Annotated in this window: 18 protein-coding genes and 1 pseudogene; 12 read left to right on the top strand and 7 right to left on the bottom strand. The window is 76.3% G+C overall.

From position 1 onward, the window contains the following. Nucleotides 1-183 precede the first annotated feature (183 nt). The 3 genes from ACFY07_RS21265 to ACFY07_RS21255 all read left to right on the top strand — a co-directional run bounded on the left by ACFY07_RS21265 (nt 184) and on the right by ACFY07_RS21255 (nt 2,804). Nucleotides 184-459 (top strand): response regulator transcription factor, encoded by a 276-nt coding sequence (locus ACFY07_RS21265; protein WP_390870569.1) that lies wholly within the window; start codon nt 184-186, stop codon nt 457-459. Between the two features lie 294 nt (nt 460-753). After that, the gene (locus ACFY07_RS21260) at nt 754-1,176 is read left to right on the top strand and encodes a DUF485 domain-containing protein (RefSeq protein ID WP_390870567.1); all 423 of its coding nucleotides are present in this window, start codon (nt 754-756) and stop codon (nt 1,174-1,176) included. Then, nucleotides 1,173-2,804 (top strand): cation acetate symporter, encoded by a 1,632-nt coding sequence (locus ACFY07_RS21255; protein WP_390870566.1) that lies wholly within the window; start codon nt 1,173-1,175, stop codon nt 2,802-2,804. Before ACFY07_RS21260 ends, ACFY07_RS21255 begins: the two co-directional genes overlap by 4 nt. Nucleotides 2,805-2,951: 147 nt before the next feature. Here ACFY07_RS21255 and ACFY07_RS21250 read toward each other — a convergent pair whose 3' ends face one another. Together ACFY07_RS21250 and ACFY07_RS21245 are read right to left on the bottom strand one after the other, a co-directional pair. Continuing rightward, complete coding sequence (locus ACFY07_RS21250; protein WP_390870564.1) at nt 2,952-3,587, bottom strand: response regulator; 636 nt, start codon at nt 3,585-3,587, stop codon at nt 2,952-2,954. Next, complete coding sequence (locus tag ACFY07_RS21245; RefSeq protein ID WP_390870691.1) at nt 3,584-3,931, bottom strand: ATP-binding protein; 348 nt, start codon at nt 3,929-3,931, stop codon at nt 3,584-3,586. Before ACFY07_RS21245 ends, ACFY07_RS21250 begins: the two co-directional genes overlap by 4 nt. Between ACFY07_RS21245 and ACFY07_RS21240 the strand changes: the two are divergent. Continuing rightward, nucleotides 3,887-4,801, top strand: a pseudogene (locus ACFY07_RS21240) (ABC transporter substrate-binding protein); the annotation flags it as partial. The gene ACFY07_RS21245 and the pseudogene ACFY07_RS21240 overlap by 45 nt on opposite strands. Before the next feature lie 105 nt (nt 4,802-4,906). On the opposite strand, the gene ACFY07_RS21235 reads toward ACFY07_RS21240, so the two are convergent. After that, nucleotides 4,907-5,842, bottom strand: coding sequence for a sucrase ferredoxin (locus ACFY07_RS21235; protein ID WP_390870563.1), 936 nt, complete (start codon nt 5,840-5,842; stop codon nt 4,907-4,909). Nucleotides 5,843-6,096: 254 nt separating this feature from the next. After that, on the bottom strand, nt 6,097-8,547 hold the full coding sequence (locus ACFY07_RS21230; RefSeq protein ID WP_390870561.1) for a DNA topoisomerase (ATP-hydrolyzing) subunit A: 2,451 nt from the start codon (nt 8,545-8,547) through the stop codon (nt 6,097-6,099). Nucleotides 8,548-8,839: 292 nt separating this feature from the next. Here ACFY07_RS21230 and ACFY07_RS21225 point away from each other — a divergent pair, with 292 nt between their 5' ends. The 3 genes from ACFY07_RS21225 to ACFY07_RS21215 all read left to right on the top strand — a co-directional run bounded on the left by ACFY07_RS21225 (nt 8,840) and on the right by ACFY07_RS21215 (nt 13,380). After that, on the top strand, nt 8,840-10,249 hold the full coding sequence (locus ACFY07_RS21225; protein WP_390870559.1) for a M16 family metallopeptidase: 1,410 nt from the start codon (nt 8,840-8,842) through the stop codon (nt 10,247-10,249). Further along, nucleotides 10,246-11,631, top strand: coding sequence for a M16 family metallopeptidase (locus ACFY07_RS21220; protein WP_390870558.1), 1,386 nt, complete (start codon nt 10,246-10,248; stop codon nt 11,629-11,631). The genes ACFY07_RS21225 and ACFY07_RS21220 overlap by 4 nt, the downstream gene beginning before the upstream one ends. A gap of 555 nt (nt 11,632-12,186) precedes the next feature. After that, nucleotides 12,187-13,380 (top strand): RtcB family protein, encoded by a 1,194-nt coding sequence (locus ACFY07_RS21215; protein ID WP_390870556.1) that lies wholly within the window; start codon nt 12,187-12,189, stop codon nt 13,378-13,380. Between the two features lie 76 nt (nt 13,381-13,456). On the opposite strand, the gene ACFY07_RS21210 is transcribed toward ACFY07_RS21215, so the two are convergent. Beyond that, nucleotides 13,457-13,735, bottom strand: coding sequence for an HPr family phosphocarrier protein (locus tag ACFY07_RS21210; RefSeq protein WP_390870554.1), 279 nt, complete (start codon nt 13,733-13,735; stop codon nt 13,457-13,459). Nucleotides 13,736-13,888: 153 nt separating this feature from the next. Between ACFY07_RS21210 and ACFY07_RS21205 the strand changes: the two genes are divergently transcribed. From ACFY07_RS21205 to ACFY07_RS21190, 4 genes are all read left to right on the top strand, one after another. Beyond that, the gene (locus tag ACFY07_RS21205; protein WP_390870552.1) at nt 13,889-16,732 is read left to right on the top strand and encodes a GNAT family N-acetyltransferase; all 2,844 of its coding nucleotides are present in this window, start codon (nt 13,889-13,891) and stop codon (nt 16,730-16,732) included. Between the two features lie 113 nt (nt 16,733-16,845). Further along, nucleotides 16,846-17,436, top strand: coding sequence for a DUF5998 family protein (locus tag ACFY07_RS21200; protein WP_390870551.1), 591 nt, complete (start codon nt 16,846-16,848; stop codon nt 17,434-17,436). A gap of 19 nt (nt 17,437-17,455) precedes the next feature. Beyond that, nucleotides 17,456-18,655 (top strand): alkaline phosphatase family protein, encoded by a 1,200-nt coding sequence (locus ACFY07_RS21195; protein WP_390870549.1) that lies wholly within the window; start codon nt 17,456-17,458, stop codon nt 18,653-18,655. Between the two features lie 65 nt (nt 18,656-18,720). Beyond that, nucleotides 18,721-19,392 (top strand): thymidine kinase, encoded by a 672-nt coding sequence (locus ACFY07_RS21190; RefSeq protein ID WP_390870547.1) that lies wholly within the window; start codon nt 18,721-18,723, stop codon nt 19,390-19,392. Between the two features lie 94 nt (nt 19,393-19,486). Here ACFY07_RS21190 and ACFY07_RS21185 read toward each other — a convergent pair whose 3' ends face one another. Beyond that, complete coding sequence (locus ACFY07_RS21185) at nt 19,487-20,239, bottom strand: VOC family protein (protein ID WP_390870545.1); 753 nt, start codon at nt 20,237-20,239, stop codon at nt 19,487-19,489. A 160-nt stretch (nt 20,240-20,399) separates the two neighbouring features. Between ACFY07_RS21185 and ACFY07_RS21180 the strand changes: the two genes are divergently transcribed. Further along, complete coding sequence (locus ACFY07_RS21180) at nt 20,400-21,251, top strand: sulfurtransferase (RefSeq protein WP_390870542.1); 852 nt, start codon at nt 20,400-20,402, stop codon at nt 21,249-21,251. A 145-nt stretch (nt 21,252-21,396) separates the two neighbouring features. Here ACFY07_RS21180 and sepH read toward each other — a convergent pair whose 3' ends face one another. Next, a complete protein-coding gene (gene sepH / locus ACFY07_RS21175; RefSeq protein WP_230747630.1) occupies nt 21,397-22,434 on the bottom strand; it encodes a septation protein SepH in 1,038 nt (345 codons plus the stop codon). Between the last annotated feature and the right edge of the window lie 269 nt (nt 22,435-22,703).

Below are 22,703 nucleotides of genomic sequence, written 5' to 3'. Positions count from 1 at the left end.
ACCGCCCGGGGCGGCCGTGGCGTCCGGACGCCCGGGCCCGCGCTGCCGCCGGCGGCCCTCCACCCGCGGGTGGAGGGCCGCCGCTCCCGCTCTCCACCCGGACCTCCGCCGCCGCTCCGAGGCGCCCCGCCGCGCCCGCCCGTAGCGTCGTCCGCGTCGCAGCACCCGACACGGAGAGGTCCGATGAGCGGCAGCACCGTCCCCGGACTCGCCGTCGCCGCGGCGACGGCCCTGGTCCCCGTCCGGCAGTTCCGGCCCCGGCCGGTCCGCCGCGCCCGCCGCCTCTGGCCTGCGCCGCTCGCCGACGGCCTCTCCGTCGCGGAGATCGCGGCGGAGCTCTTCGTCGGCGTGGCCACGGTGAGGACGCACATCAGCAACCTCGTCGCCACGAGCGGGGTGCGCAGCCGCGCCCAGGCGGTGGGCTACGCCCACCGGCGCGGCCTCTCCCGCCGCTCCTGACCCGCCGCTCCTGACCCGTCGTCACCGGCCCTTCACCGGATGGGGTGAAGATGCCTGCTGCGGACGGCGCGGGCACGCCCGGACGGCCACCCTGGGAGGGACACCGCGTCCGCCGTCCGCGGCGCGCCCCACTCCAGGAGCAGACCGTTGAGCACTCCGTCGAGACAGCAGGCACCAGCGGGCCCGGCGGGCCCGCCGGGCGCCCAGGCCGCGCCGCGGGGCGGCGGGCCCGGCCGACGGTCCGCCGCGTCGGGCGGGGCCCGGGCCGGGACCGCCGGGGCGGGGCACGCCGACGTGCGGCACGCCGCTGTGCAGGACGTCGACGTGGAGGGCGTCGACGTGCAGGGCCCGGACACACGGCCCGCCGGTGTCCCGGCCGGTGCCGAGGAGGCGTGGCGGCCCGCACCGGCCGAGGTGTACCGCGGAGTGCAGCAGAGCGAGGCGTTCCGGCAGATCCGCCGCGGCTACCGCGGCTTCGTCCTCCCCGTGTCGGTGCTCTTCCTGCTCTGGTACCTGCTCTTCCTCGTCGCCGCGACCACCGCGCCGGGCCTGATGCGCCGCCAGGTCGCCGGCCCGCTCAACCTGGCCTGGCTGCTGGGGCTGCTCCAGTTCGCCTCCACCTTCCTGCTCACCTGGCTGTACGGGCGCAACGCCCGCGCCACCCGCGACCGCGCCGCGCTCGGCCTGCGCTGGGACACCCAGGACCGGCTGCGGTGAGCGGCCGCACCGTACTCGCGGCAGGCCCGGCCGCCCAGCACCACGGCCTGGCCACCGCGCTCTTCGCCGGCGTCGTCCTGGTGACGCTGGCCATCACCCTGTGGGCCGGCCGCCGCACGCGCGCCGCGGAGGACTTCTACGTCGGCGGCCGTGCCTTCAGTCCGCTGCAGAACGGATTCGCCCTCGCCGGCGACTACCTCTCCGCGGCCTCCTTCCTCGGCATCACCGGGCTCATCGCGCTCTACGGCTACGACGGCCTGCTCTACAGCATCGGCTTCCTGGTCGCCTGGCTCGTCGTGCTGATGCTGGTCGCCGAACTGGTCCGCAACTGCGGCCGGTACACGCTCGCCGACGTCCTCGCCGTCCGGATGCGGGAGCGCCGGGTGCGTGCCGCGAGCGGCAGCGCCGGCCTGGTCGTCACCCTGCTCTACCTGGTCGCCCAGATGGTCGGCGCGGGCAGCCTCGTCTCGCTGCTGCTCGGCACCGGCGACGGCCCGGCCCGCAGTTGGACCATCGTCGGCGTGGGCGCCCTGATGGTGGTGTACGTCACCGTCGGCGGCATGAAGGCCACCACCTGGATCCAGATCGTCAAGGCCGTCCTGCTGCTCTGCGGCACCGCCGTGCTCACGGTGCTGGTCCTGGTCCGGTTCCACGGCGACCCCGCCGAGCTGATGCGCGCCGCCGCCCGCGGCAGCGGCGCGGGCGACGCGTACCTCCGGCCCGGCCTCCGCTACGGCGCCACCGCCACCAGCCGCCTGGACTTCATCAGCCTCGGCCTCGCCCTCGTCCTCGGCACCGCCGGCCTGCCCCACATCCTGGCCCGCTTCTACACCGTCCCCACCGCCCGGGCCGCCCGCCGCTCCACGGTCTGGACCATCGGCCTGGTGGGCTGCTTCTACCTCATGGCCATCGTGCTGGGCCTGGGAGCCGCCGCGCTCGTCGGCTCCGCCGCCGTGCGCGCCGACAACCCGGCGGGGAACACCGCCGCGCCGCTGCTCGCGCTGGAGGCGACCGGCGGCGGGGACGGCACCGCCGGGCTCGTGCTCTTCGCGGTGATCTCCGCGATCGCCTTCGCCACCATCCTCGCCGTGGTCGCCGGGCTCACGCTCGCCTCGTCCGCGTCCTTCGCCCACGACATCTACGCCCGCGCCCTGCGCCGACCGGACGGAAAGCAGGTGACCGAGCGTCAGGAGGTGTCCGTGGCGCGGCTCGCCGCCGTGGTGGTCGGCGCCCTCGCGATCGCCCTGAGCCTCTCCGCGCAGCGGCAGAACGTCGCCTTCCTGGTCGGGCTCGCCTTCGCCGTGGCGGCCTCCGCCAACCTCCCCACCCTGCTCTACACCCTCTTCTGGCGCCGCTTCACGAGCCGCGGCGCGGTCTGGGCCGTCTACGGCGGACTGCTCCCCGCGGTCCTCCTGGTGGTCTTCTCCCCGGTCGTCTCCGGCGGGCCGGACGCCCTCGTCACCGCCGTCGACTTCCACTGTTTCCCGCTGGAGAACCCGGGTGTGGTCTCCATCCCGCTCGGCTTCCTGGCCGGATGGCTCGGCACCGTCACCTCCCGCACCCCCGCCGATCCCGACCGCTACGCCGAACTGGAGGTCCGCTCCCTCACGGGGGCCGGGGCGGTCTGATCCCGCCGCGTCCCCGCGGGGCCGTGCCGCCCCCGGGGCCGGCACCCCCGGCCGTCCGGCCCGGCGGCTGCCCCGTCCGGCCCGCCCGTCCCGTCACCGCCGCCCGTCGGCCAGCCCGTACCGGTGCTCGGGGTGGCCGGTGTCGCCCTAGCGCAGCGTCAGCCGCAGCCGCCCGTCGCGCTCCAGCTGCCGCAGGTAGCGCTGTGCGGTGGAGCGGCTGAGGCCGGTCGCCTCCGCCACCTCCTGCGCGGACACCGGCCGGCCCGCCTCCCGCAGCATCCGCAGCACCAGGTGCGCCGTCGGGGCCGAGTGGCCCTTGGGGAGGGTCGCCGAGGGGCCTCCCGCGCGCCGGAGCGCGCCGTAGAGCCGGTCCACCTCCTCCTGTCCGGCCTCCCGCTCCCCGCCGGCCAGGGCGCGGCGCAGCTCGGCGTAGGCGACGAGCTTCTCCCGCAGCCCGGCGAAGGTGAACGGCTTCACCAGGTACTGCAGCGCTCCGTGCTGCATGGCCTCGTGCACCGTGGACACGTCCCGGGCGGCGGTCACCATCACCATGTCGCCGTGCAGCCTCTGCTCCCGCATCCGCCGCACCAGCGACAGGCCGGTCCCGTCCGGCAGGTAGTGGTCGAGCAGCACCAGGTCCACCGGCAGGCGTCCCAGCACGGCGAGCGCCTCGCCCGCGCTGTGGGCCTTGGCCACCACCCGGAAGCCGGGCACCTTCGCCACGTAGGCGGCGTGGACGTCGGCGACCCGGAAGTCGTCGTCCACCACCAGGACGTCGATCACCGCGCCGCCCCCGCTGCGCCGGCCGTCTCCGCCGCGGCCCCCGGCGCCGCCGCACCGGCCGCCTGCGCCCCGCAGACCGCCGCCGCGGCCCCCGGCCCCGCCGTGCCGGCCGGCGGTGCCCCGGCGGACCGCCGGTGCAGGGCCTCCGGCAGCTCGACCGTGAACTCCGCCCCGCCGAGCGGCCCCGTACCGACCGCGACCCGTCCCCCGGAGCGCTCCGCCAGCCGCCGCACCAGCGCCAGCCCCAGCCCGCGCGGGCGGTGCGCCGGCGCCTCCTTGGTGGTCCAGCCCTCGGCGAAGGCGGCCTCGACAAGGTCATCTACCTGCCCGCGATGCTCACCCAGCGCCTCGGCTACTTCCGGGCCGAGGGCGTCGACGTCGAGCTGATGACCGAGCCGGCCGGCGTCAACGCCACCACCGCGCTGCTCGCGGGCGACGTCCAGGGCGCCGTCGGCTTCTACGACCACACCATCGACCTGCAGGCCAAGGGCAAGTCGGTGGAGTCCGTGGTGCAGTTCGCCCAGGCCCCCGGGGAGGTGGAGCTGGTCTCCGCCAAGGCCGCCGGGTCGGTCACGTCCGCCTCCGGCTTCAAGGGCCGCAAGCTCGGCATCACCGGCCTCGGCTCCTCCACCGACTTCCTCACCAAGTACCTCGCCGTCAAGCACGGCGTCGGGGCCGGCGACTTCAACCCGGTCGCCGTCGGCGCCGGACAGACCTTCATCGCCGCCCTCCAGCAGGGCAGCATCGACGGCGGCATGACGACCGACCCGACGGTCGCCAACGTCCTCGACAAGGGCCTGGGCAAGGTGCTGTACGACATGCGCACCCCCGAGGGCTCCAGGGCGGCCCTCGGCGGCCTCTACCCGTCCTCGTCGCTCTACATGGCCACGGACTGGGTGAACGGGCACAAGGACACCACCCAGAAGCTGGCGAACGCCTTCGTCAGGACCCTGGCGTGGATGTCCTCCCACACCCCCGCGGAGATCGCCGCGAAGATGCCCGCCGACTACGCGCAGGGCGGCCAGGAGCTGTACGCGAAGTCCATCGGCACCAGCCTGCCGATGTTCACCAAGGACGGCGTGATGCCGGCGGACGGCCCGAAGACCGTCCTCGACGTCCTCTCCTCCTTCAACCCGGAGGTGAAGGGCAGGCAGATCGACCTCGGCAGGACCTACACCACCGAGTTCGTGGAGAAGGCCGCCGCGGCGGGCTGACCCGCGGCCGACCCGCGGCGGCCCCCCGGCGCCCCCGCCGCCCGGACGGCGGACGGGGGCGCCGGGGGCCGTCCGCGCCCCGGACCGCGTCCCGGGCCCTCGCCCTCAGCGCCGTCCCCGCTCCGGGCCGTCCGCCACGGCGACGGCGGCGACGGTCCGCACGACCATCCGGGCCGGAGTGCCGGCGGCCTTGCCGCAGCTCTCGGGCCGGGGCGGTTCGGACACGCCCCGGACGACCCCGACGTCCCAGGCCCGGCCGTCGGCGTGCCGGACGCGTACCCGCCACAGCCCCGGGGCCTCCTCGTGCTGCTCCACGGCGAGGACCTCGGCGCGGTCCTCGCCCGCCAGCCTGCGCACCGCCAGTTCGGCGGCCTGGCCGGGACGGTCCCAGCAGGAGCGCCCGCGGCACCGCTCGACGGCCGTGCGGCCCTCGGCCGTCGCCGCCAGAACCTCCTTGGCGGAGGCGGCGTCCAGCCGGCCGTAGGCGTACCCGTGGGGAAGCACCAGCATGGTGGGGGAGAAGCGGTGCCCGCCCAGGTGGGTGACCTCCCACACCTCGCCGTGGCCGGACGCGGCCAGCTCCGCCGCGAGGGGACGGCCCAGCAGGGCGCAGCAGCGGTCGCGGCGGCCGTTGGTGCACACCAGGGCCAGCGGGTCGCCGCCGTGCGCGCGGCCCAGGCCGCCGTGGCTGCCGGCGCCCAGTGCGGCGAAGTCCAGGCCCAGCAGGTCGCCCGGGTCCGCGACGGCCTCCCGCCGCACCCAGGACGCGCCCGGCGCGGTGTGGGCGACGACCACCTCGTGCCGCCCGCCGGTGCGGCGGTCGGCGTGCCGCCCGGGCCGGCGCATCAGTGCCACCCGCACCCCGGTCCCGTCGGCGGCCCGGTCGAGTGCCCGGCCGACCTCGGGGTCCAGATGGCTCTGCGTGAGCGCCTTGGCGCCCCACGGGCCGTGCTGCTCCAGCAGGAGCCAGGTGGCGGCGGTGGCGGCGGTCCCGGCCAGCGGCTCGGACAGTTCGGCGGAGAGGGTCGCACAGGTGCTCACCCGCGTCACCCTACGTCCGCACCGCCGACCGGGGCCCGGCCGCCGTCCGCGTGCGCCCCGCGGTGCGCCGTCCGGGCGCCCCGGGCTTCCCGCTGCCGGCGCCCCTCCCGCCCGCGACCGGCGGCCCTGCGCGCGTCCGGTCCCGCCCCTGCGCGGGGCGGGCCGCACGGTGCGGCCGCGTGCGCCGTCCGCGCCCCGCGCCCCGGCGGTGTTCCCGCCGCCGGGGCCCGGGGCGCCGTATGCGCCGCTTCCGGTCAGACCGGCCCGGCGACCGCCGCGACCTGCTTCTCGACCGGCGTGCCCGAGCCGTCGCGGCGCGGGTCCCGCTCCGGCAGGTCGACCGGGGCGCCCGCCGCCGTGGCGGCGCGGGCCGGGGCCGCGCCCGCCCAGGCGAAGGCGAGGGCGTCCTCCCCGCGCAGGAACCGCTGGCAGCGGACGCCGCCGGTGGCGCGCCCCTTCCGCGGGTACTGCTCGAAGGGGGTGAGCTTCCACGTGGTCTGGGTGCCGCCGTCCAGCGTCCCGGAGGCCGTCGCGACGGAGAGCACCACCGCGTCCGCCGCCGGGTCCACCGCGGTGAAGGAGAGCACCCGGGAGCCCTCGGCCAGCTTCACACCGGCCATGCCGCCCGCCGGCCGGCCCTGCGGCCGCACCTGCCCCGCGGGGTACCGCAGCAGCTGGGCGTCGGAGGTGATGAAGACCAGGTCCTCCTCGCCGGTGCGCAGCTCCACCGCGCCGACGACGCTGTCGCCCTCCCGGAGGCCGATCACCTCGAACTCGTCCTTGTTGGCGGGCCAGTCCGGCACGACCCGCTTGACCACGCCCTGCAGGGTGCCGAGCGCCAGGCCCGGCGAGGACTCGTCCAGGGTGGTCAGCGCCAGCACCCGCTCGCCCGCCGCCAGCTCGAGGAACTCGCCGACCGCGGCGCCGCCCGCCAGGCTCGGCGCGGTGGAGCTCGGCGGCAGCGCCGGCAGGTCGATGACGCTCAGCCGCAGCACGCGCCCGGCGGAGGTGACCGCGCCGACGTCGCCGCGGGCGGTGGCGGGCACCGCCGAGACGACCACGTCGTGCCGGGCCCGCCGCTCCGCGGGCTCCATCGGCTCGCCGTCCGCCGTGCGGGCCAGCAGGCCGGTGGAGGAGAGCAGCACCCGGCAGGGGTCGTCGGCGACCTGCAGCGGCACGGACGCCGGGGCCGGCACCGCGCCGGCCTCCAGCAGCACCGTCCGCCGCTCGGTGCCGAACTGCTTGGCCACGGCGGCCAGTTCGTTGGAGACGACGCTGCGCAGCTTGGCGTCCGACTCCAGGATCGCGGTCAGCTCCTGGATCTCCCGCTGCAGCCGCTCCTTCTCCGCCTCCAGCTCGATCCGGTCGAACCGGGTGAGCCGCCGCAGCGGGGTGTCCAGGATGTAGGCGGTCTGCACCTCGGAGAGCGAGAAGCGCTCCATCAGGCGCTCCTTGGCCTGCGCGGCGTTCTCGCTGGCCCGGATGACGGCGATGACCTCGTCGATGTCGACGAGGGCGACCAGCAGGCCCTCGACCAGGTGCAGCCGGTCCTGCCGCTTGCCGCGCCGGAACTCGCTGCGCCGCCGGACCACCTCGAAGCGGTGGTCGACGTAGACCTCCAGCAGCTCCTTCAGGCCCAGGGTCAGCGGCTGGCCGTCGACCAGCGCCACGTTGTTGATGCCGAAGGACTCCTCCATCGGCGTCAGCTTGTACAGCTGCTCCAGCACGGCCTCGGGCACGAAGCCGTTCTTGACCTCGATCACCAGCCGCAGCCCGTGCTCGCGGTCGGTGAGGTCCTTGACGTCGGCGATGCCCTGGAGCTTCTTCGAGCCGACCAGGTCCTTGATCTTGGAGATCACCTTCTCCGGGCCGACGTTGTACGGCAGCTCGGTGACCACGATCCCCTTGCGCCGCGCGGTGACGTTCTCCACCGTCGCGGTCGCCCGGATCTTGAAGGTGCCGCGCCCCGACTCGTAGGCGTCGCGGATGCCCGACAGGCCGACGATCCGGCCGCCGGTGGGCAGGTCCGGTCCGGGGACGAACCGCATCAGGGTGTCGAGGTCGGCGCCCGGGTGCTTGATCAGGTGGCGGGCGGCGGCGACCACCTCGGAGAGGTTGTGCGGCGGCATGTTGGTCGCCATGCCGACCGCGATGCCCGAGGCGCCGTTGACCAGCAGGTTCGGGAAGGCGGCCGGCAGCACGACCGGCTCCCGCTCGCTGCCGTCGTAGTTGGGGCCGAAGTCGACGGTGTCCTCGTCGATCGACTCCACCATCGCCATCGCGGCGGCGGTCAGCCTCGACTCGGTGTACCGCATCGCGGCCGGCGGGTCGTCGTTGCCCAGCGAGCCGAAGTTGCCGTGGCCGTCGATCAGCGGCAGCCGCATCGAGAACGGCTGTGCGAGGCGCACCAGCGTGTCGTAGATCGCCGCGTCGCCGTGCGGGTGCAGCCGGCCCATCACCTCGCCGACCACGCGGGCCGACTTCACGTGGCTGCGCTCCGGCCGCAGGCCCATCTCGTTGGCCTGGTACACGATCCGGCGGTGCACCGGCTTCAGGCCGTCGCGCGCGTCGGGCAGCGCCCGGGAGTAGATGACGGAGTAGGCGTACTCCAGGAAGGAGCCCTGCATCTCGTCCACGACGTCGACGTCGAGGATCCGCTCCTCGAAGTCGCCGGGCGGCGGGGTAGGCGAACTGCGGCGGGCCATCGCGGGCGGGCTCCTTTGCGTGTTCAGCGTCGATCGTCGCCGCGGCGGGCACGGCGGGACCCCTATTGTGGCCCCTCCCGCCGACACCCCCGCCCACCGCCCCGCGGCCCCCGCCCACCGCCCCGCGGCCCCCGGCCCCGGGCCCGGTGTCCGCCCGCGGCGAACACCCCGCCCGCGCGGGCACCTCCGGGCGTCCCGTCCGTTGCACCACAATGGGGCACCACGAGGGCGCAGCGCCCCCGCCCGCGAGCAGGAACCACCACCGAGCAGCGACGGGAAGGACCCGACGAGCATGGCCAACCCGGCCCCCGCCTCCTCCGGAGGCCTCGCCATCACCGAGCACCGCCTGGCCAACGGCCTGCGCGTGGTGCTCTCCGAGGACCACCTCACGCCGGTCGCCGCCGTGTGCCTCTGGTACGACGTCGGCTCGCGCCACGAGGTGCAGGGCCGCACCGGCCTCGCCCACCTCTTCGAGCACCTGATGTTCCAGGGCTCCGCCAATGTCCCCGGCAACGGCCACTTCGAGCTCGTCCAGGGCGCCGGCGGCTCCCTCAACGGCACCACCAGCTTCGAGCGGACCAACTACTTCGAGACCATGCCCGCCCACCAGCTGGAGCTCGCCCTCTGGCTGGAGGCCGACCGCATGGGGTCGCTCCTCGCCGCCCTCGACCAGCAGAGCCTGGACAACCAGCGCGACGTGGTGAAGAACGAGCGCCGCCAGCGGTACGACAACGTGCCCTACGGCACCGCCTTCGAGAAGCTCACCGCGATGTCCTTCCCCGAGGGCCACCCCTACCACCACACGCCGATCGGCTCCATGGCCGACCTGGACGCCGCCACCCTCGACGACGCCCGCGCCTTCTTCTCCACCTACTACGCGCCCAACAACGCGGTGCTCTCCGTGGTCGGCGACATCGACCCCGAGGAGACCCTGCGCTGGGTCGAGAAGTACTTCGGCAGCATCCCCGCCCACGACGGCAAGCCCGCCCCGCGCGACGGCTCGCTGCCGGACACGGCGGGGGAGGAGCTGCGCCTCACCGTCCGCGAGGAGGTCCCCTCCCGGGCGCTCATGGCCGCCTACCGGCTGCCGCACGACGGCACCCGCGAGGCCGACGCCGCCGACCTGGCGCTCACCGTCCTCGGCTCCGGCGAGTCCAGCCGCCTGTACAACCGGCTGGTGCGCCGCGACCGGCTCGCCGTCGCCGCCGGCTTCGGCCTGCTGCGCCTGTCCGGCGCCCCTTCCCTGGGCTGGCTGGACGTCAAGACCTCCGGCGACGCCACCGTCGAGGCCGTCGAGGCCGCCGTCGACGAGGAGCTGGCCCGCTTCGCCGCCGAGGGCCCCACCCCCGAGGAGCTGGAGCGCGCCCAGGCCCAGATCGAGCGCGAGTGGCTGGACCGGCTGCAGACCGTCTCCGGCCGCGCCGACGAGCTGTGCCGGTACGCCGTCCTCTTCGGCGACCCCGGCCTGGTGAACACCGCCCTCTCCCGGGTCATGGAGGTCACCGCGGACGAGGTCCGCGCCGTGGCCGCGGCCCGGCTGCGGCCCGACAACCGGTCCGTCCTCGTCTACGAGCCGGTCCACCCCGAGGCCGGACCGGCACCCGCCACCCCCGACGCCTCCGAGATCTCCGCGGCCGGGGACGCCGAGGCCCCCGCCGCCCCCGCAGCCTCCGACGACGCCACCGAGGGAGGCGCCGCATGACCGGCATCGAGCCCGCCATGACCTTCCACCCCCGCCCGCAGGCGGGCACCCCCACGCCGTGGGCGTTCCCCGCCCCCGAGCGGACCACCCTGGACAACGGCCTCACCGTCCTGCACTGCCACCGCCCCGGCCAGGAGCTCATCGCCGTCGAGGTGCTCCTCGACGCCCCGCTCGCCGCCGAGCCCGCGGGCCTGGACGGTGTGGCGACGATCCTCGCCCGCGCCCTCAACCAGGGCACGGACACCCTCACCGCCGAGGATTTCGCGGGCGAGCTGGAGCGGGCCGGCGCCACCATGGACGCCCACGCCGACCATCCCTGCGTCCGGGTCTCCCTGGAGGTCCCGGCCTCCCGCCTGGAGCGCGGCCTCACCCTCCTCGCCGACGCGCTGCGCGCCCCGGCGCTGCCGGAGCACGAGATCGAGCGGCTCGTCGCCAACCGCCTCGACGAGATCGTCCACGAGCTCGCCAACCCGGCCCGCCGCGCCGCCCTCGCCCTGTACGGGGAGCTCTTCGACGGCGCCGACCGGCTCTCCCGCCCCCGCGCCGGCTCCGCCGAGACCGTCCTCGGCATCGACCGCGCCGCCGTGCAGGCCTTCTACGCCGCCCACGTCCGCCCGGCCACCGCCACCGCGGTCGTCGTCGGCGACCTCGACGGGGTCGACCTGCCCGGCGTCCTCGACCGCACCCTCGGCGCCTGGACCGGCGACAAGGCCGAGCCCAGCACCTCCGCCCCCGTCACCGCCGACGACGCCGCCCGCGTGATCGTCGTCGACCGGCCGGGCTCGGTGCAGACCCAGCTGCTCATCGGCCGTGTCGGCCCCGACCGCCACGACGACGTCTGGGCGGCCCAGGTCCTCGGCACCTACTGCCTCGGCGGCACCCTCACCTCCCGCCTGGACAAGGTGCTGCGCGAGGAGAAGGGCTACACCTACGGCGTGCGCGCCCTCAGCCAGCCGCTGCGCTCCGCGCCCGACGGCTCCGGCCGCGTCCTGCTGGCCATCACCGGCTCGGTGGACACCCCCTCCACCGCGCCGGCGCTCGCCGACGCCTGGACCGTGCTGCGCACCCTGGCCGCCGAGGGACTCACCGACGCCGAGCGGGACGTCGCCGTGCAGAACCTCGTGGGGGTGGCGCCGCTGAGGTACGAGACCTCCGCCGCGGTCGCCGGCACCCTCGCCGACCAGGTCGAGCAGGGCCTGCCCGACGACTTCCAGGCCCAGGTCTACCGGCGGCTCGCCGACACCGGCACCGCCGAGGCCACCGCCGCCGTCGTCGCGGCCTTCCCGCCGGACCGGCTGGTCACCGTGCTGGTCGGCGACGCCTCGCAGATCGCCGGACCGGTCGGCGAGCTGGGCATCGGCGAGGTCACCGTCGTCCGCTGACCCCGACCGGGAGGCCCGGCCCCGGCGGCGTCCCCGCCGGGGCCGGGCCTTCTGCTGCCCGGCCCAGCCCCCGGCCCAGCCCCCGGCTCTCGCACCGGCCTCGCCCGGGCTCTCGCACCGGCCCCGATCCCGGCCCGGACCGCGCGCCGGCCGCCCGTGCCCGGCGCACCGGAAATCCCGTTGCGGCCCTCCCCGCCGCCGTGGGTAGATGGGTCCGCGCCCGGCACACGGGCCAGGGGACGGCACCGAGCCGGTCCCCCGTTCGGCGGAGGGAGGCGGAAACCATGCGGGTCGAGCCACGCAGCGGGTGCAGCGGCACCCGCCGCTCCCCGCGGCTCCGCCGCACCGCGCCGAATCCGGTGCGCGCCCCCCGGTAGGAGGGGCGCGCGCCCCGCAGCGCCCGGGCCCGCCTCCCACGGGGGAGCCTCCCTCCGGGGAGGTTCGGGAGGCGGACCCGGGGTGCGCAGACTTCCCGGGCCACGCCGGACGCACGCGTGGCGACTCCCGTCCGCTCCCGCCAGAGGGGGCATACCGACCTTGGAGGTCGTCCCAGCCATGTCGTACACCGAGGTTCCCGGCGTCCGGGTGCCGATCCGCATGTGGACCGACCCGGCCACCGTCGAGGGCCAGGCCATGCAGCAGCTGCGCAACATCTCCTCGCTGCCCTGGATCAGCGGACTCGCCGTCATGCCCGACGTCCACCTGGGCAAGGGGGCGACGGTCGGCTCCGTCATCGCCATGAAGGACGCCGTCTGCCCGGCCGCGGTCGGCGTCGACATCGGCTGCGGGATGAGCGCGGTGAAGACCTCGCTCACCGCCCGCGACCTGCCCGACGACCTCTCCCGGCTGCGTTCGCGCATCGAGGGGGCGATCCCGGTCGGCCGCCAGGCGCACGCCGACCCGGTCGACCCGGGCCGCCTGCACGGCCTGCCGACGGCCGGCTGGGACGGCTTCTGGGAGCGCTTCGACGGCCTCGCCGAGGCGGTCCGCTTCCGCCGGGAGCGCGCGCTGGCCCAGATGGGGTCCCTGGGCGGCGGCAACCACTTCGTCGAGGTCTGCCTGGACACCGAGGGCTCGGTGTGGCTGATGCTGCACTCCGGGTCGCGCAACATCGGCAAGGAGCTGGCCGACCACCACATCGGCGTCGCCCGCTCGCTGCCGCACAACCAGGGCCTGGCCGACCGCGACCTCGCGGTGTTCGTCGCGGACACCCCGCAGATGGCGGCCTACCGCCGGGACCTCTTCTGGGCGCAGGAGTACGCGAAGCACAACCGGGCGATCATGATGGCGCTCCTCCAGGACGTCGTGCGCCGGGAGTTCCGCCGGGCGAAGGTCTCCTTCGACCAGGTGATCTCCTGCCACCACAACTACGTCTCGGAGGAGCGGTACGACGGGGAGGACCTGCTCGTCACCCGCAAGGGCGCCATCCGGGCCGGCTCCGGCGAGTACGGGATCATCCCCGGTTCGATGGGCACCGGTTCGTACATCGTCCGCGGGCTCGGCAACACCGCCGCCTTCAACTCGGCCTCGCACGGCGCCGGCCGGAGGATGAGCCGCACCGCCGCCAAGAAGCGCTTCACCACCCGGGACCTGGAGGACCAGACCAGGGGGGTGGAGTGCCGCAAGGACAGCGGCGTGGTCGACGAGATCCCCGGCGCGTACAAGCCGATCGAGAAGGTCATCGAGCAGCAGCGCGACCTCGTCGAGGTCGTGGCGCAGCTCAAGCAGGTGGTCTGCGTCAAGGGCTGACGCGCCGGCGGCGGGGGCCGCCCCGGTGCCGGGACCTCCGTCCGCACCGGGGCGCGGCGGTCCGCCGCCGCCCGGCTCAGCCCTGCGGCAGTTCGTCCAGCCCGTCCCGCACCAGGCGGGCGAGGCGGTCCAGGGCCGGGCCGGCGCCGTCCGCGTCGGAGGAGAGGACGACCTCGTCCCCGGCGCCGGCGCCGAGGGCCAGCACGCCGAGCACGGAGGCGGCGTTGACCGGCGGCGCGCCGGGGAGGCCGATGGCCACCGGCACGCCGACCGCGGTGGCCGCCCGGACGAGGATCGAGGCGGGGCGGGCGTGCAGGCCCTCGGCCCATCCGACGGTCACGCGGCGCTCGGCCATGGTGCTGCCCTCCGTGGAAGCCTCGCTGGCCGCACCAGTCTGGCACGCCGGGCCCCGCCCGGCCGGTCCGCCGCCCGGCGGCGGACGGCCCGCCCCGGTTCCCGCGGCCCGCCGCCGCCTGCCTCCGCCCGCCTCCCCGGATAGCCTGTCGAGGTGGACGACACCCCGGCACACGGCGATCCCGAACGGGCCTACCCCCGGCACTGGGAGGCCGACGTCCTGCTGCGCGACGGCGGTACGGCCCGCATCCGGCCGATCACGCCCGACGACGCCGAGCGGCTGGTGGAGTTCTACGGCGAGGTCTCCGACCAGTCCAAGTACTTCCGCTTCTTTGCCCCCTACCCGCGCCTCTCCGACCGCGACGTGCGCCGCTTCACCCACCACGACTACGTCAACAGGGTCGGCCTGGCGGCCGTGGTGCGCGACCGGTTCATCGCCACCGTCCGCTACGACCGCATCGACGCCGACGGCCGCCCCGCGGACGCCTCGACGGGCGCCGCGGAGGCCGAGGTCGCCTTCCTGGTGCAGGACGCCCACCAGGGCCGCGGCGTGGCCTCCGCGCTGCTGGAGCACATCGCCGCCGTCGCCCGGGAGCGCGGCATCCGGCGCTTCGCCGCCGAGGTCCTGCCCGAGAACCGCAAGATGATCAAGGTGTTCACCGACGCCGGCTACACCCAGCGGCGGAGCTTCGCCGACGGCGTCGTCCACCTGGAGTTCGACCTCGAACCCACCGCGCAGTCCCTCGCCGTGATGCGCGCCCGCGAGCACCGCGCCGAGGCCCGGTCCGTGCAGCGGCTGCTCTCCCCCCGCTCGGTCGCCGTCCTCGGCGCCTCCCGCAACCCCGCCGCCGTCGGCCGCACCCTGCTGCGCGACCTGCTCGCCTCCGGCTTCCCGGGCCCGGTGTACGCCGTGAACAGCGCCGCCCCGCCCGGCACCGAGCTCGACGGCGTCCCCGTCCACCGCTCGGTGCGCGACATCCCCGGCCCGGTCGACCTGGCCGTGGTCGCGGTCCCCGCCGCCGCCGTGCCGGACACCGTCGCCGACTGCGGCGCCCACGGCGTGCAGGGCCTGGTCGTCGTCACCGCCGGCTACGCCGAGACCGGCCCCGAGGGCCGCGAGCGCCAGCGGGCGCTGGTCCGCCAGGCCCGGGCCGCGGGCATGCGCGTCGTCGGACCCAACGCCTTCGGCCTGATCAGCACCGCGCCCGAGGCGCCCCTCAACGCCTCCCTCTCCCCGATGCTGCCGCGGGCGGGCGGCCTCGGCCTGTTCAGCCAGTCGGGCGCCATCGGCGCGGCCCTCCTGGAGAGCGCCCACCGCCGCGGCCTCGGCGTCTCCAGCTTCGCCTCCGTCGGCAACCGCGCCGACGTCTCCGGCAACGACCTGCTCCAGTACTGGGAGGAGGACCCGGCGACCCGGATCGTCCTGCTCTACCTGGAGTCCTTCGGCAACCCCCGCAAGTTCACCCGCATCGCCCGCCGGATCGCCGCCTCCAAGCCCGTCGTGGTGGTCAAGGGCGGCCGCCACACCGGCAGCGTCCCGCCCGGGCACGCGGTGCCCGCCACCGCCTCCGCGCTGCGCGACGCCACCGTCGACACCCTCTTCCAGCAGGCTGGCGTGGTCCGGGTGGACACCATCACCGAGATGTTCGACACGGCCGAGCTCCTCGCCCACCAGCCGCTGCCGCCCGGCGACCGGATCGCCATCGTCGGCAACTCCGACTCCCTCGGCCTGCTCACCCACGACGCCTGCCTCAGCGCCGGGCTGCGCCCGCGCACCCCCGTCGACCTGACCACCGCCGCCACCGGCGACCACTTCCGCATCGCCCTGGCCACCGCCCTCGACGACCCGGCCGTCGACGCGGTGATCACCGTGGCGATCCCGCCCATCGGCACCCCCGGCTTCCCCGGCTCCACCCTCTTCGGCTCCACCGCCGGCGACCCGGCCCTCACCTCCGACGCCCCCGCGATCGCGGAGGCCCTCACCGAGGCCGCCGGCCGGGCCGCCGCCGCGGGCAAGCCCCTGCTCCTCGCCCACCTGGCCCTCGCCGACCTCCCCGTGCGGCTGCGCCGCGAGGACGCCGCAGGCGTCCTGCTCCCCGGCACCGTCCCCGCCTACCCGGCCCCCGAACGGGCCGTGCGGGCCCTGGCCCACGCCGTGCGCCACGCCGCCTGGCGCCGCGCCGCGGTCGCCGCCGAGACCTCCGCCCGCGTCCCCGAACTGGACCGGATCCACGAGGCCGCCGCCCGCGCCCGGGTCGACGCCGCCCTGGCGACCCGCACCGCCGCCGCGGCCCGCACCCGGTCCGGCGCCCGCATCACCCTGGACGACGCGGCGGCCGCCGCCCTGCTCGCCGACTACGGCATCGACGTCGTCCGCGCCCTGCCCGCCCCCGACGAGCACGCCGCCGCCCGCGCCGCCGCCGAGCTGGGCTACCCCGTCGCGCTCAAGGCCACCGCCGGGCACCTGCGCCACCGCCCCGACCTGGGCAGCGTCCGCCTGGACCTCACCGGTGAGGCGGAGCTGCGCCGCGCCCACCGGGAGATGGCCGAACTGCTCGGCGGCGCCGCCCAGGCGCAGCTGGTGGTCCAGCCCATGGCGGCGCGCGGTGTGGACACCGTGGTCGCCGCCGCCGTCGACCCCGCCGTGGGCGCCATCCTCTCCTTCGGCCTCTCCGGCGCCCCGGCCGAGCTGCTCGGCGACGTCGCCCACCGGCTGCTGCCCGCCACCGACCGGGACGCCGCCGAACTGGTCCGGGAGGTCCGTGCGGCCCCGCTCCTCTTCGGCTGGCGCGGTGCCGACCCGGTCGACACCGGCGCCCTGGAGGAGCTGCTGCTGCGCGTCTCCCGCCTGGTCGACGACCTGCCGGAGGTGGCCTCCGTCGAGCTGGAGCCCGTCGTCGTGGCGCCCCGCGGCCTCACCGTCCTCTCCGCCCGGGTGCGGGTCGCGCCGCTGCCCGCCCGCAGTGATCTGGGGCCGCGCAGCATGAGCACCCTGTAACCTTCCTGGGCGGCGCCCGTCAGAGGCCCGCAGCCCCCGAAGAGCCCGGACCCCCCGGGCCGCGCCACGCCCGCGCGGCCCGGATGCGCCCCCGGGCATGCCAGGATGGAGACATGGCGAAGACCGGCACGACCACCACGCAGGGCCTGCGCGCCGCGATCGAGCGCAGCGGCTACTACCCCGCGCTCGTCTCCGAGGCCGTGGAGTCGGCGGTGGGCACCGAGCCGATGAGCTCGTACCTGGTCCACCAGGAGACCACCTTCGACGCCAACGAGGTCCGGCGCCACGTGACCGTGCTGGTGCTCACCGCCACCCGGTTCATCGTCAGCCACACCGACGAGCAGGCCGCCGACGACACCTCCCCGGTGCCGTACGCGACCACCTCCACCGAGAGCGTGCGCCTGGACCGGATCTCCTCGGTGGTGCTCAGCCGCGTCGTGGCCAACCCGGAGACGTACACCCCCGGCACGCTGCCCCGCGAGGTCGTGCTCACCATCGGCTGGGGCGCCGTCCAGCGCATCGACCTGGAGCCCGCCGGCTGCTCCGACCCGGGCTGCGAGGCCGACCACGGCTACACCGGCTCGTCCACCGCCGACGACCTGTCGCTGCGGGTCAGCGAGGCCGGCGACGGCCCGGAGACGGTCGCGCAGGCGCTGCTCTTCGCCCGCGCCCTGTCCGACGCCACCATCGCCCAGAGCGCCTGAGGCCGGACCGCACCGCACCGTGACCAGCCCCCTGCTGCCCCCGCCGCCCGAGCCGTACGACGTCCTGGACCCGGCCGCCGCCCCCGCGCCCGCCTACGGCACCGCCTCCCTCGCCGACCTGCTGCCCGCCGTGGCGGCCGGCCTCGGCGTGCCGCCGTACGCCTCCGCCGCCCCCGGCCTGGAGCTGGCGCCCGCCGACCGGGTGTGCGTCTTCCTGGTGGACGGCCTGGGCTGGGAGGTGCTGCGCGCCCACCCCGAGTACGCGCCGTTCCTCACCTCGCTCCTCGGCACCTCGCTGAACGGCACCGGCCGCCCGCTCACCGCGGGCTTCCCCGCGACCACCGCCACCAGCCTCGCCTCGGTCGGCACCGGGCTGCCGCCGGGCGCCCACGGGCTGGCCGGCTACACGGTCGCCATCCCCGGCGAGGACCGGCTTATGAACCAGCTGCGCTGGCAGCCCCCGGTCGACCCGGCCGCCTGGCAGCCGCACCCGACCGTCTTCCAGCGGGCCCACGAGGCCGGGGTGGAGACCTGCCAGGTCTCCTCGCCGCTCTTCGCGCAGACGCCGCTGACCCGGGTGGCGCTCTCCGGCGGCACCTTCCTCGGCCGGTTCACCGGCGAGGAGCGGATGGACCTCGCCGCCGAGTGCCTGGGCGCCGCCGACCGCGCCCTGGTCTACACGTACGTCAGCGACCTCGACTCCATGGGCCACCGGCACGGCGTCGACTCCGACGAGTGGCGCATGATGCTCGACACCGTCGACCGGCTCGCCCGGCGCCTGGCCGAGCAGCTGCCGCCCCGCTCCGCGCTGTACGTCACCGCCGACCACGGCATGATCGACGTCGCCCCGGAGGACCGGATCGACTTCGACGAGGACTGGGAGCTCGGCGCCGGCGTCGCCCTGCTCGGCGGCGAGGCCCGTGCCCGCCACGTCTACGCCGTGCCGGGCGCCGCCGCCGACGTCCACGCGGTGTGGAGCGAGGTCCTCGGCGACCGCATGTGGGTCGCCACCCGGGACCAGGCGATCGAGGCGGGCTGGTTCGGCCCGGTCGTCGAGGAGCGGGTGTACCGGCGGATCGGCGACGTGGTCGCCGCCGCCTGCGACGACGTCGCGGTGACCGCCTCCCGCAGCGAGCCCAACGAGTCCGCCATGGTCGGGCTGCACGGCTCCATGACCCCGGTCGAGCAGTACGTCCCCCTCCTGGAGGTCCGCCGCTGAGGCGGTCCTCCCCGCCCGGCGGCACCCTGCCGCCGCGCCCCGGAAGAAAGGTTTCCCCACCCCTGATGGCCGAGCTGGTGTTCTTCTCGGGGACGATGGACTGCGGCAAGTCGACCCTTGCCCTGCAGATGGACCACAACCACGCGGCCCGCGGCCGCCAGGGGATCATCTTCACCCGCAACGACCGGGCCGGCGCCGCCACCCTCTCCAGCCGCCTCGGCCTGGCCACCGGTGCCGTCGAGGTCACCGACGACCTCGACTTCCACGCCCATGTCGTCCAGCTGCTCTCCGCGGGCGGCCGCGCCGACTACCTCATCTGCGACGAGGCCCAGTTCTTCTCCGCGGACCAGGTCGACCAGCTCGCCCGCGTCGTCGACGAGCTCGGCGTGGACGTCTACACCTTCGGCATCACCACCGACTTCCGCACCCGGCTCTTCCCCGGCTCCCAGCGCCTCGTCGAGCTCGCCGACCGGGTCGAGGTGCTCCAGGTCGAGGCGCTGTGCTGGTGCGGCGCCCGCGCCACCCACAACGCCCGCACCGTCGGCGGCGTCATGGTCGTCGAGGGCGCCCAGGTGGTCGTCGGCGACGTCGCGGTCAGCAGTGACGAGATCGGGTACGAGGTGCTCTGCCGCCGCCACCACCGGCGCCGGATGACCGCCGCCACCGCCCGGGCCGCCGCCATCTCCCCGGACGTCCTGCCCTTCGGCTCCGGCGACCGCGACGGCGCCCTCTCCTGACCGTCCGCCCCACCCGGGTCCGCCGCACCCGGGTCCGCCGCACCCGGGTCCGCCGCACCGGGGTCCGCTGCACCGGAAGGAGCGCGGCGGCCCGTCAGGCGGACTCCACCAGCGAGAAGTGCCCGCCCTCCGGGTCGGCCAGCCGCACCACCCGCCCGTACGGCGACTCCTGCGGCCCCACCAGCATCCGCCCGCCCAGCTCCACGGCCCGCGCCGCCGCGGCGTCCGCGTCCGCCACCGCGAAGTACGTCCGCCACCGCGGCGGACCGCCGCGCAGCTCGCCCGCGCCCCGGATCCCCGCCACGTCGCGCCCGGCCACCCGGAGGACGGAGCCGTCCCCGGACCGCGCCACGGACGACCCGAACACCGAGCCGTAGAAGGCCTCCGCCATGCCGCGGTCCGGTGTCACCAGCTCCGTCCACGCCGGGGCGCCCGGCTCGCCCACCGCCTGCCAGCCCAGGTGCCGACCGCCCTCCCAGACGCCGAAGACCGCGCCGGTCACGTCGGAGGCGACCACCAGGCGGCCCGCGTCGTCCGCCTGGAGCGGGCCCACCGCGACCGTGCCGCCGCACGCGCGGATCCGCTGCGCGGTCCGGTCCGTGCTGTCCGCCGCGAAGTACGGGGTCCACTCCACCGGGAAGCCGGGCCCCTCCGGGACCACCCCGATGCCGGCCACCGGCACCCCGCGCAGTGTCGCGCGCACGTACGGGCCCAGCCGGGCCGGCCCCGCCGTGAACTCCCAGCCCAGCAGCGGCCCGTAGAACTCCTGGGCGCACCCCACGTCACGCGCCATCAGGCTCACCCAGCAGGGCGCCCCCTGCACGCAGCGCGTTCCGACTGTGGTCATGGGCGGCTCTCCTCCACGGCGTACCGGCGTGATTCGGCCCCAGGACGGATGGTGCCACCCACCGCCCCCACGGGCCCCGGGCCGCGCGGGACACCCGGGCAAAGAGCGCGAAAAGAAGCGCCGTCCGCGCCGTGCCCGGACACCGGAGCACAATGACGCCATGGACAGCCACCCCACCCCCTACCCGCTGGTCGCGGCCGCCGAACTCGCCGAGGCCCTCCGGGACGGGCGTCCGCCCGTCCTGCTCGACGTCCGCTGGCAGCTCGGCGGCCCGCCGGGGGAGCAGGAGTACCGCGCGGGCCACCTCCCCGGCGCCCACTACCTCGACCTCGACCGGGACCTCGCGGCCCCGCCCGGCCCGGCCGGCCGCCACCCGCTGCCCGACCCCGGCGTGCTGGCCGCCGCCCTGCGCCGCGCCGGGCTCTCCGCCGACCGCGACGCGGTCGTGTACGACGCGGGGCCGGCGACCTCGGCCGCCCGCGCCTGGTGGCTGCTGCGCTGGGCCGGGCACACCCGGGTCCGCGTCCTCGACGGCGGCCTGGCCGCCTGGACCGCCGCCGGACTGCCGCTGACCATGGAGGAACCCCCGCCGGGCGACGGCGACTTCACCCCCGCACCCGGCGGCATGCCCGTCCTCGACGCCGACGGCGCCGCCCGGCTCGCCCGCACCGGCCTGCTGCTGGACGCCCGCGCGGGGGAGCGGTACCGCGGCGAGACCGAGCCGGTGGACCCCCGCGCCGGGCACATCCCCGGCGCGGTCAGTGCGCCCACCACCGCCAATCTCGGTCCGGACGGCCGCTTCCTGTCCGCCGCCGCGCTCGCCGACCGCTTCCGCGCCCTGGGCGCGGACACCGCCGAGACCGGTGTCTACTGCGGGTCCGGGGTCACCGCCGCCCACCAGGTGCTGGCCATGGAGGCGGCCGGCCTGCGCGCCGCGCTGTACCCCGGCTCGTGGAGCGAGTGGTCGGCCGACCCGGCCCGTCCCGCGGCCACCGGTCCGCAGGCGGGCTGAGGCCGCGGCCCGTCCGCCACCGCAGCCGGGTCGACGGCCCGTCACCCACCGGTCGTGCAAAGGGGCGCGGGCCCCGGGAACGCTCCCGGGGCCCGCGCCCCCTGCTCCGTGCGGCCGCCCGTGGGGGGCGTCCGTCAGGGGCGGATCAGTCCTGCTTCTTGCGGCGGCTGCCGAAGACGATCTCGTCCCAACTGGGGACCGTCGCACGCCGGCCGGGCCGCACGCCGTCCGCCTCCGCCTGCCGGTCGGTGGTGCCGACCAGGCGGTCGCGGTGCGGTGCGACCGCACGCGGCATCAGGATGTCCGCGTAGGCAGCCCCGGCGCTGGCCGCCGGGGCCGCCGCGGCGGACTCGTCCGCCTCCTCCTGCGCGGCCGGCTCCTCGGCCGGGTCCACCACCAGGTCGCCCCGGAAGTTGGGGACCACGTCCAGCAGGCTGGTGAGGGAGTCGCGCGCCTCGGCGGCGGGCCGCTCCATGATCCGGTCCGGGGACGGCCGCTCCAGTGCCGGGCGCGCGGTGCGCTCCTGCGGCAGCCGGGCGATCCTCGGCACGAACGGGAAGACCGGGTCCTCGCCGCGCTCGGGCGACTCGCCGACCAGGGCGCGCGCCTCGTCGTCGTTGGCCTGCACGAGCCGGCGCGGCGGGTCGTACGTCCAGGAGGCGCTGCGCGGCTCGCCGTCGACTCGGTACCGCAGCACCACGTCCCACGTGCCGTCGTCCCGCCGCCAGGAGTCCCAGCGCTCGCTGTCCTTCTCGGCGCCGCGCAGGACCAGACGCTCCATCACCGCGTCGCCCAGCTGCGGTCCGGTGGACTCGCCGTGCCGCCGGATCGGCGTCTTGCGCGCCCGCTCCGCCATGAAGGCGCGCTCGGCCAGCACGGGACCCTCGAAGCGGCGGACCCGGTCCACCGAGATCCCGGCGAGCTGCGCGACCTCCTCCGCGGAGGCGCCCGCCCGTATGCGCGCCTGGATGTCGCGGGGGCGGAGGTGGCTCTCCACCTCGATCTCGATCTGGCCCAGCCGGGGGCGGTCGCCGCGGATGGCGGCGCGCAGCCGCTCGTCGATGGGGAGGGTGTACTCCGTGCTGTCGGCAGCCTTGAGCACCAGCCGTGTGCCGTCATTGCTGACGGCCACGACACGCAGTTCGGGCACGGTTACCTCCCGGGTGGTGCCTGCCGACGTCACCTGCGTCGCTGCTCCCGTAACGAGTGTGACCTGCCGACGGGCGGCTGGCCACAACATTGCAGAGTTACCCGGCGTGTCGGGGTTCTGCCCCGACGCGCCGCTGTGGCACGGTTACCTCTTTGCGGCGCCGTCGGCCGGTGCCGCTCCAGTCGCTCCCGGCGGGCTGCACCGCGAGCGGGCGGCCCCGGGACGAGTGCCGCCCTCCACCTCCCCGTCACCCGTCCGGCCCGTCCGGGTGACGGTCGGGCGGGCGGCAGCCTGCGGGCCAG

The organism is Streptomyces sp. NPDC001380, from assembly GCF_042895785.1.
In the GTDB taxonomy this organism is placed as follows: domain Bacteria; phylum Actinomycetota; class Actinomycetes; order Streptomycetales; family Streptomycetaceae; genus Peterkaempfera.
The sequence above is the reverse complement of the archived record's forward strand: the minus strand, read 5'-3'. Positions and strand labels throughout refer to the sequence as shown.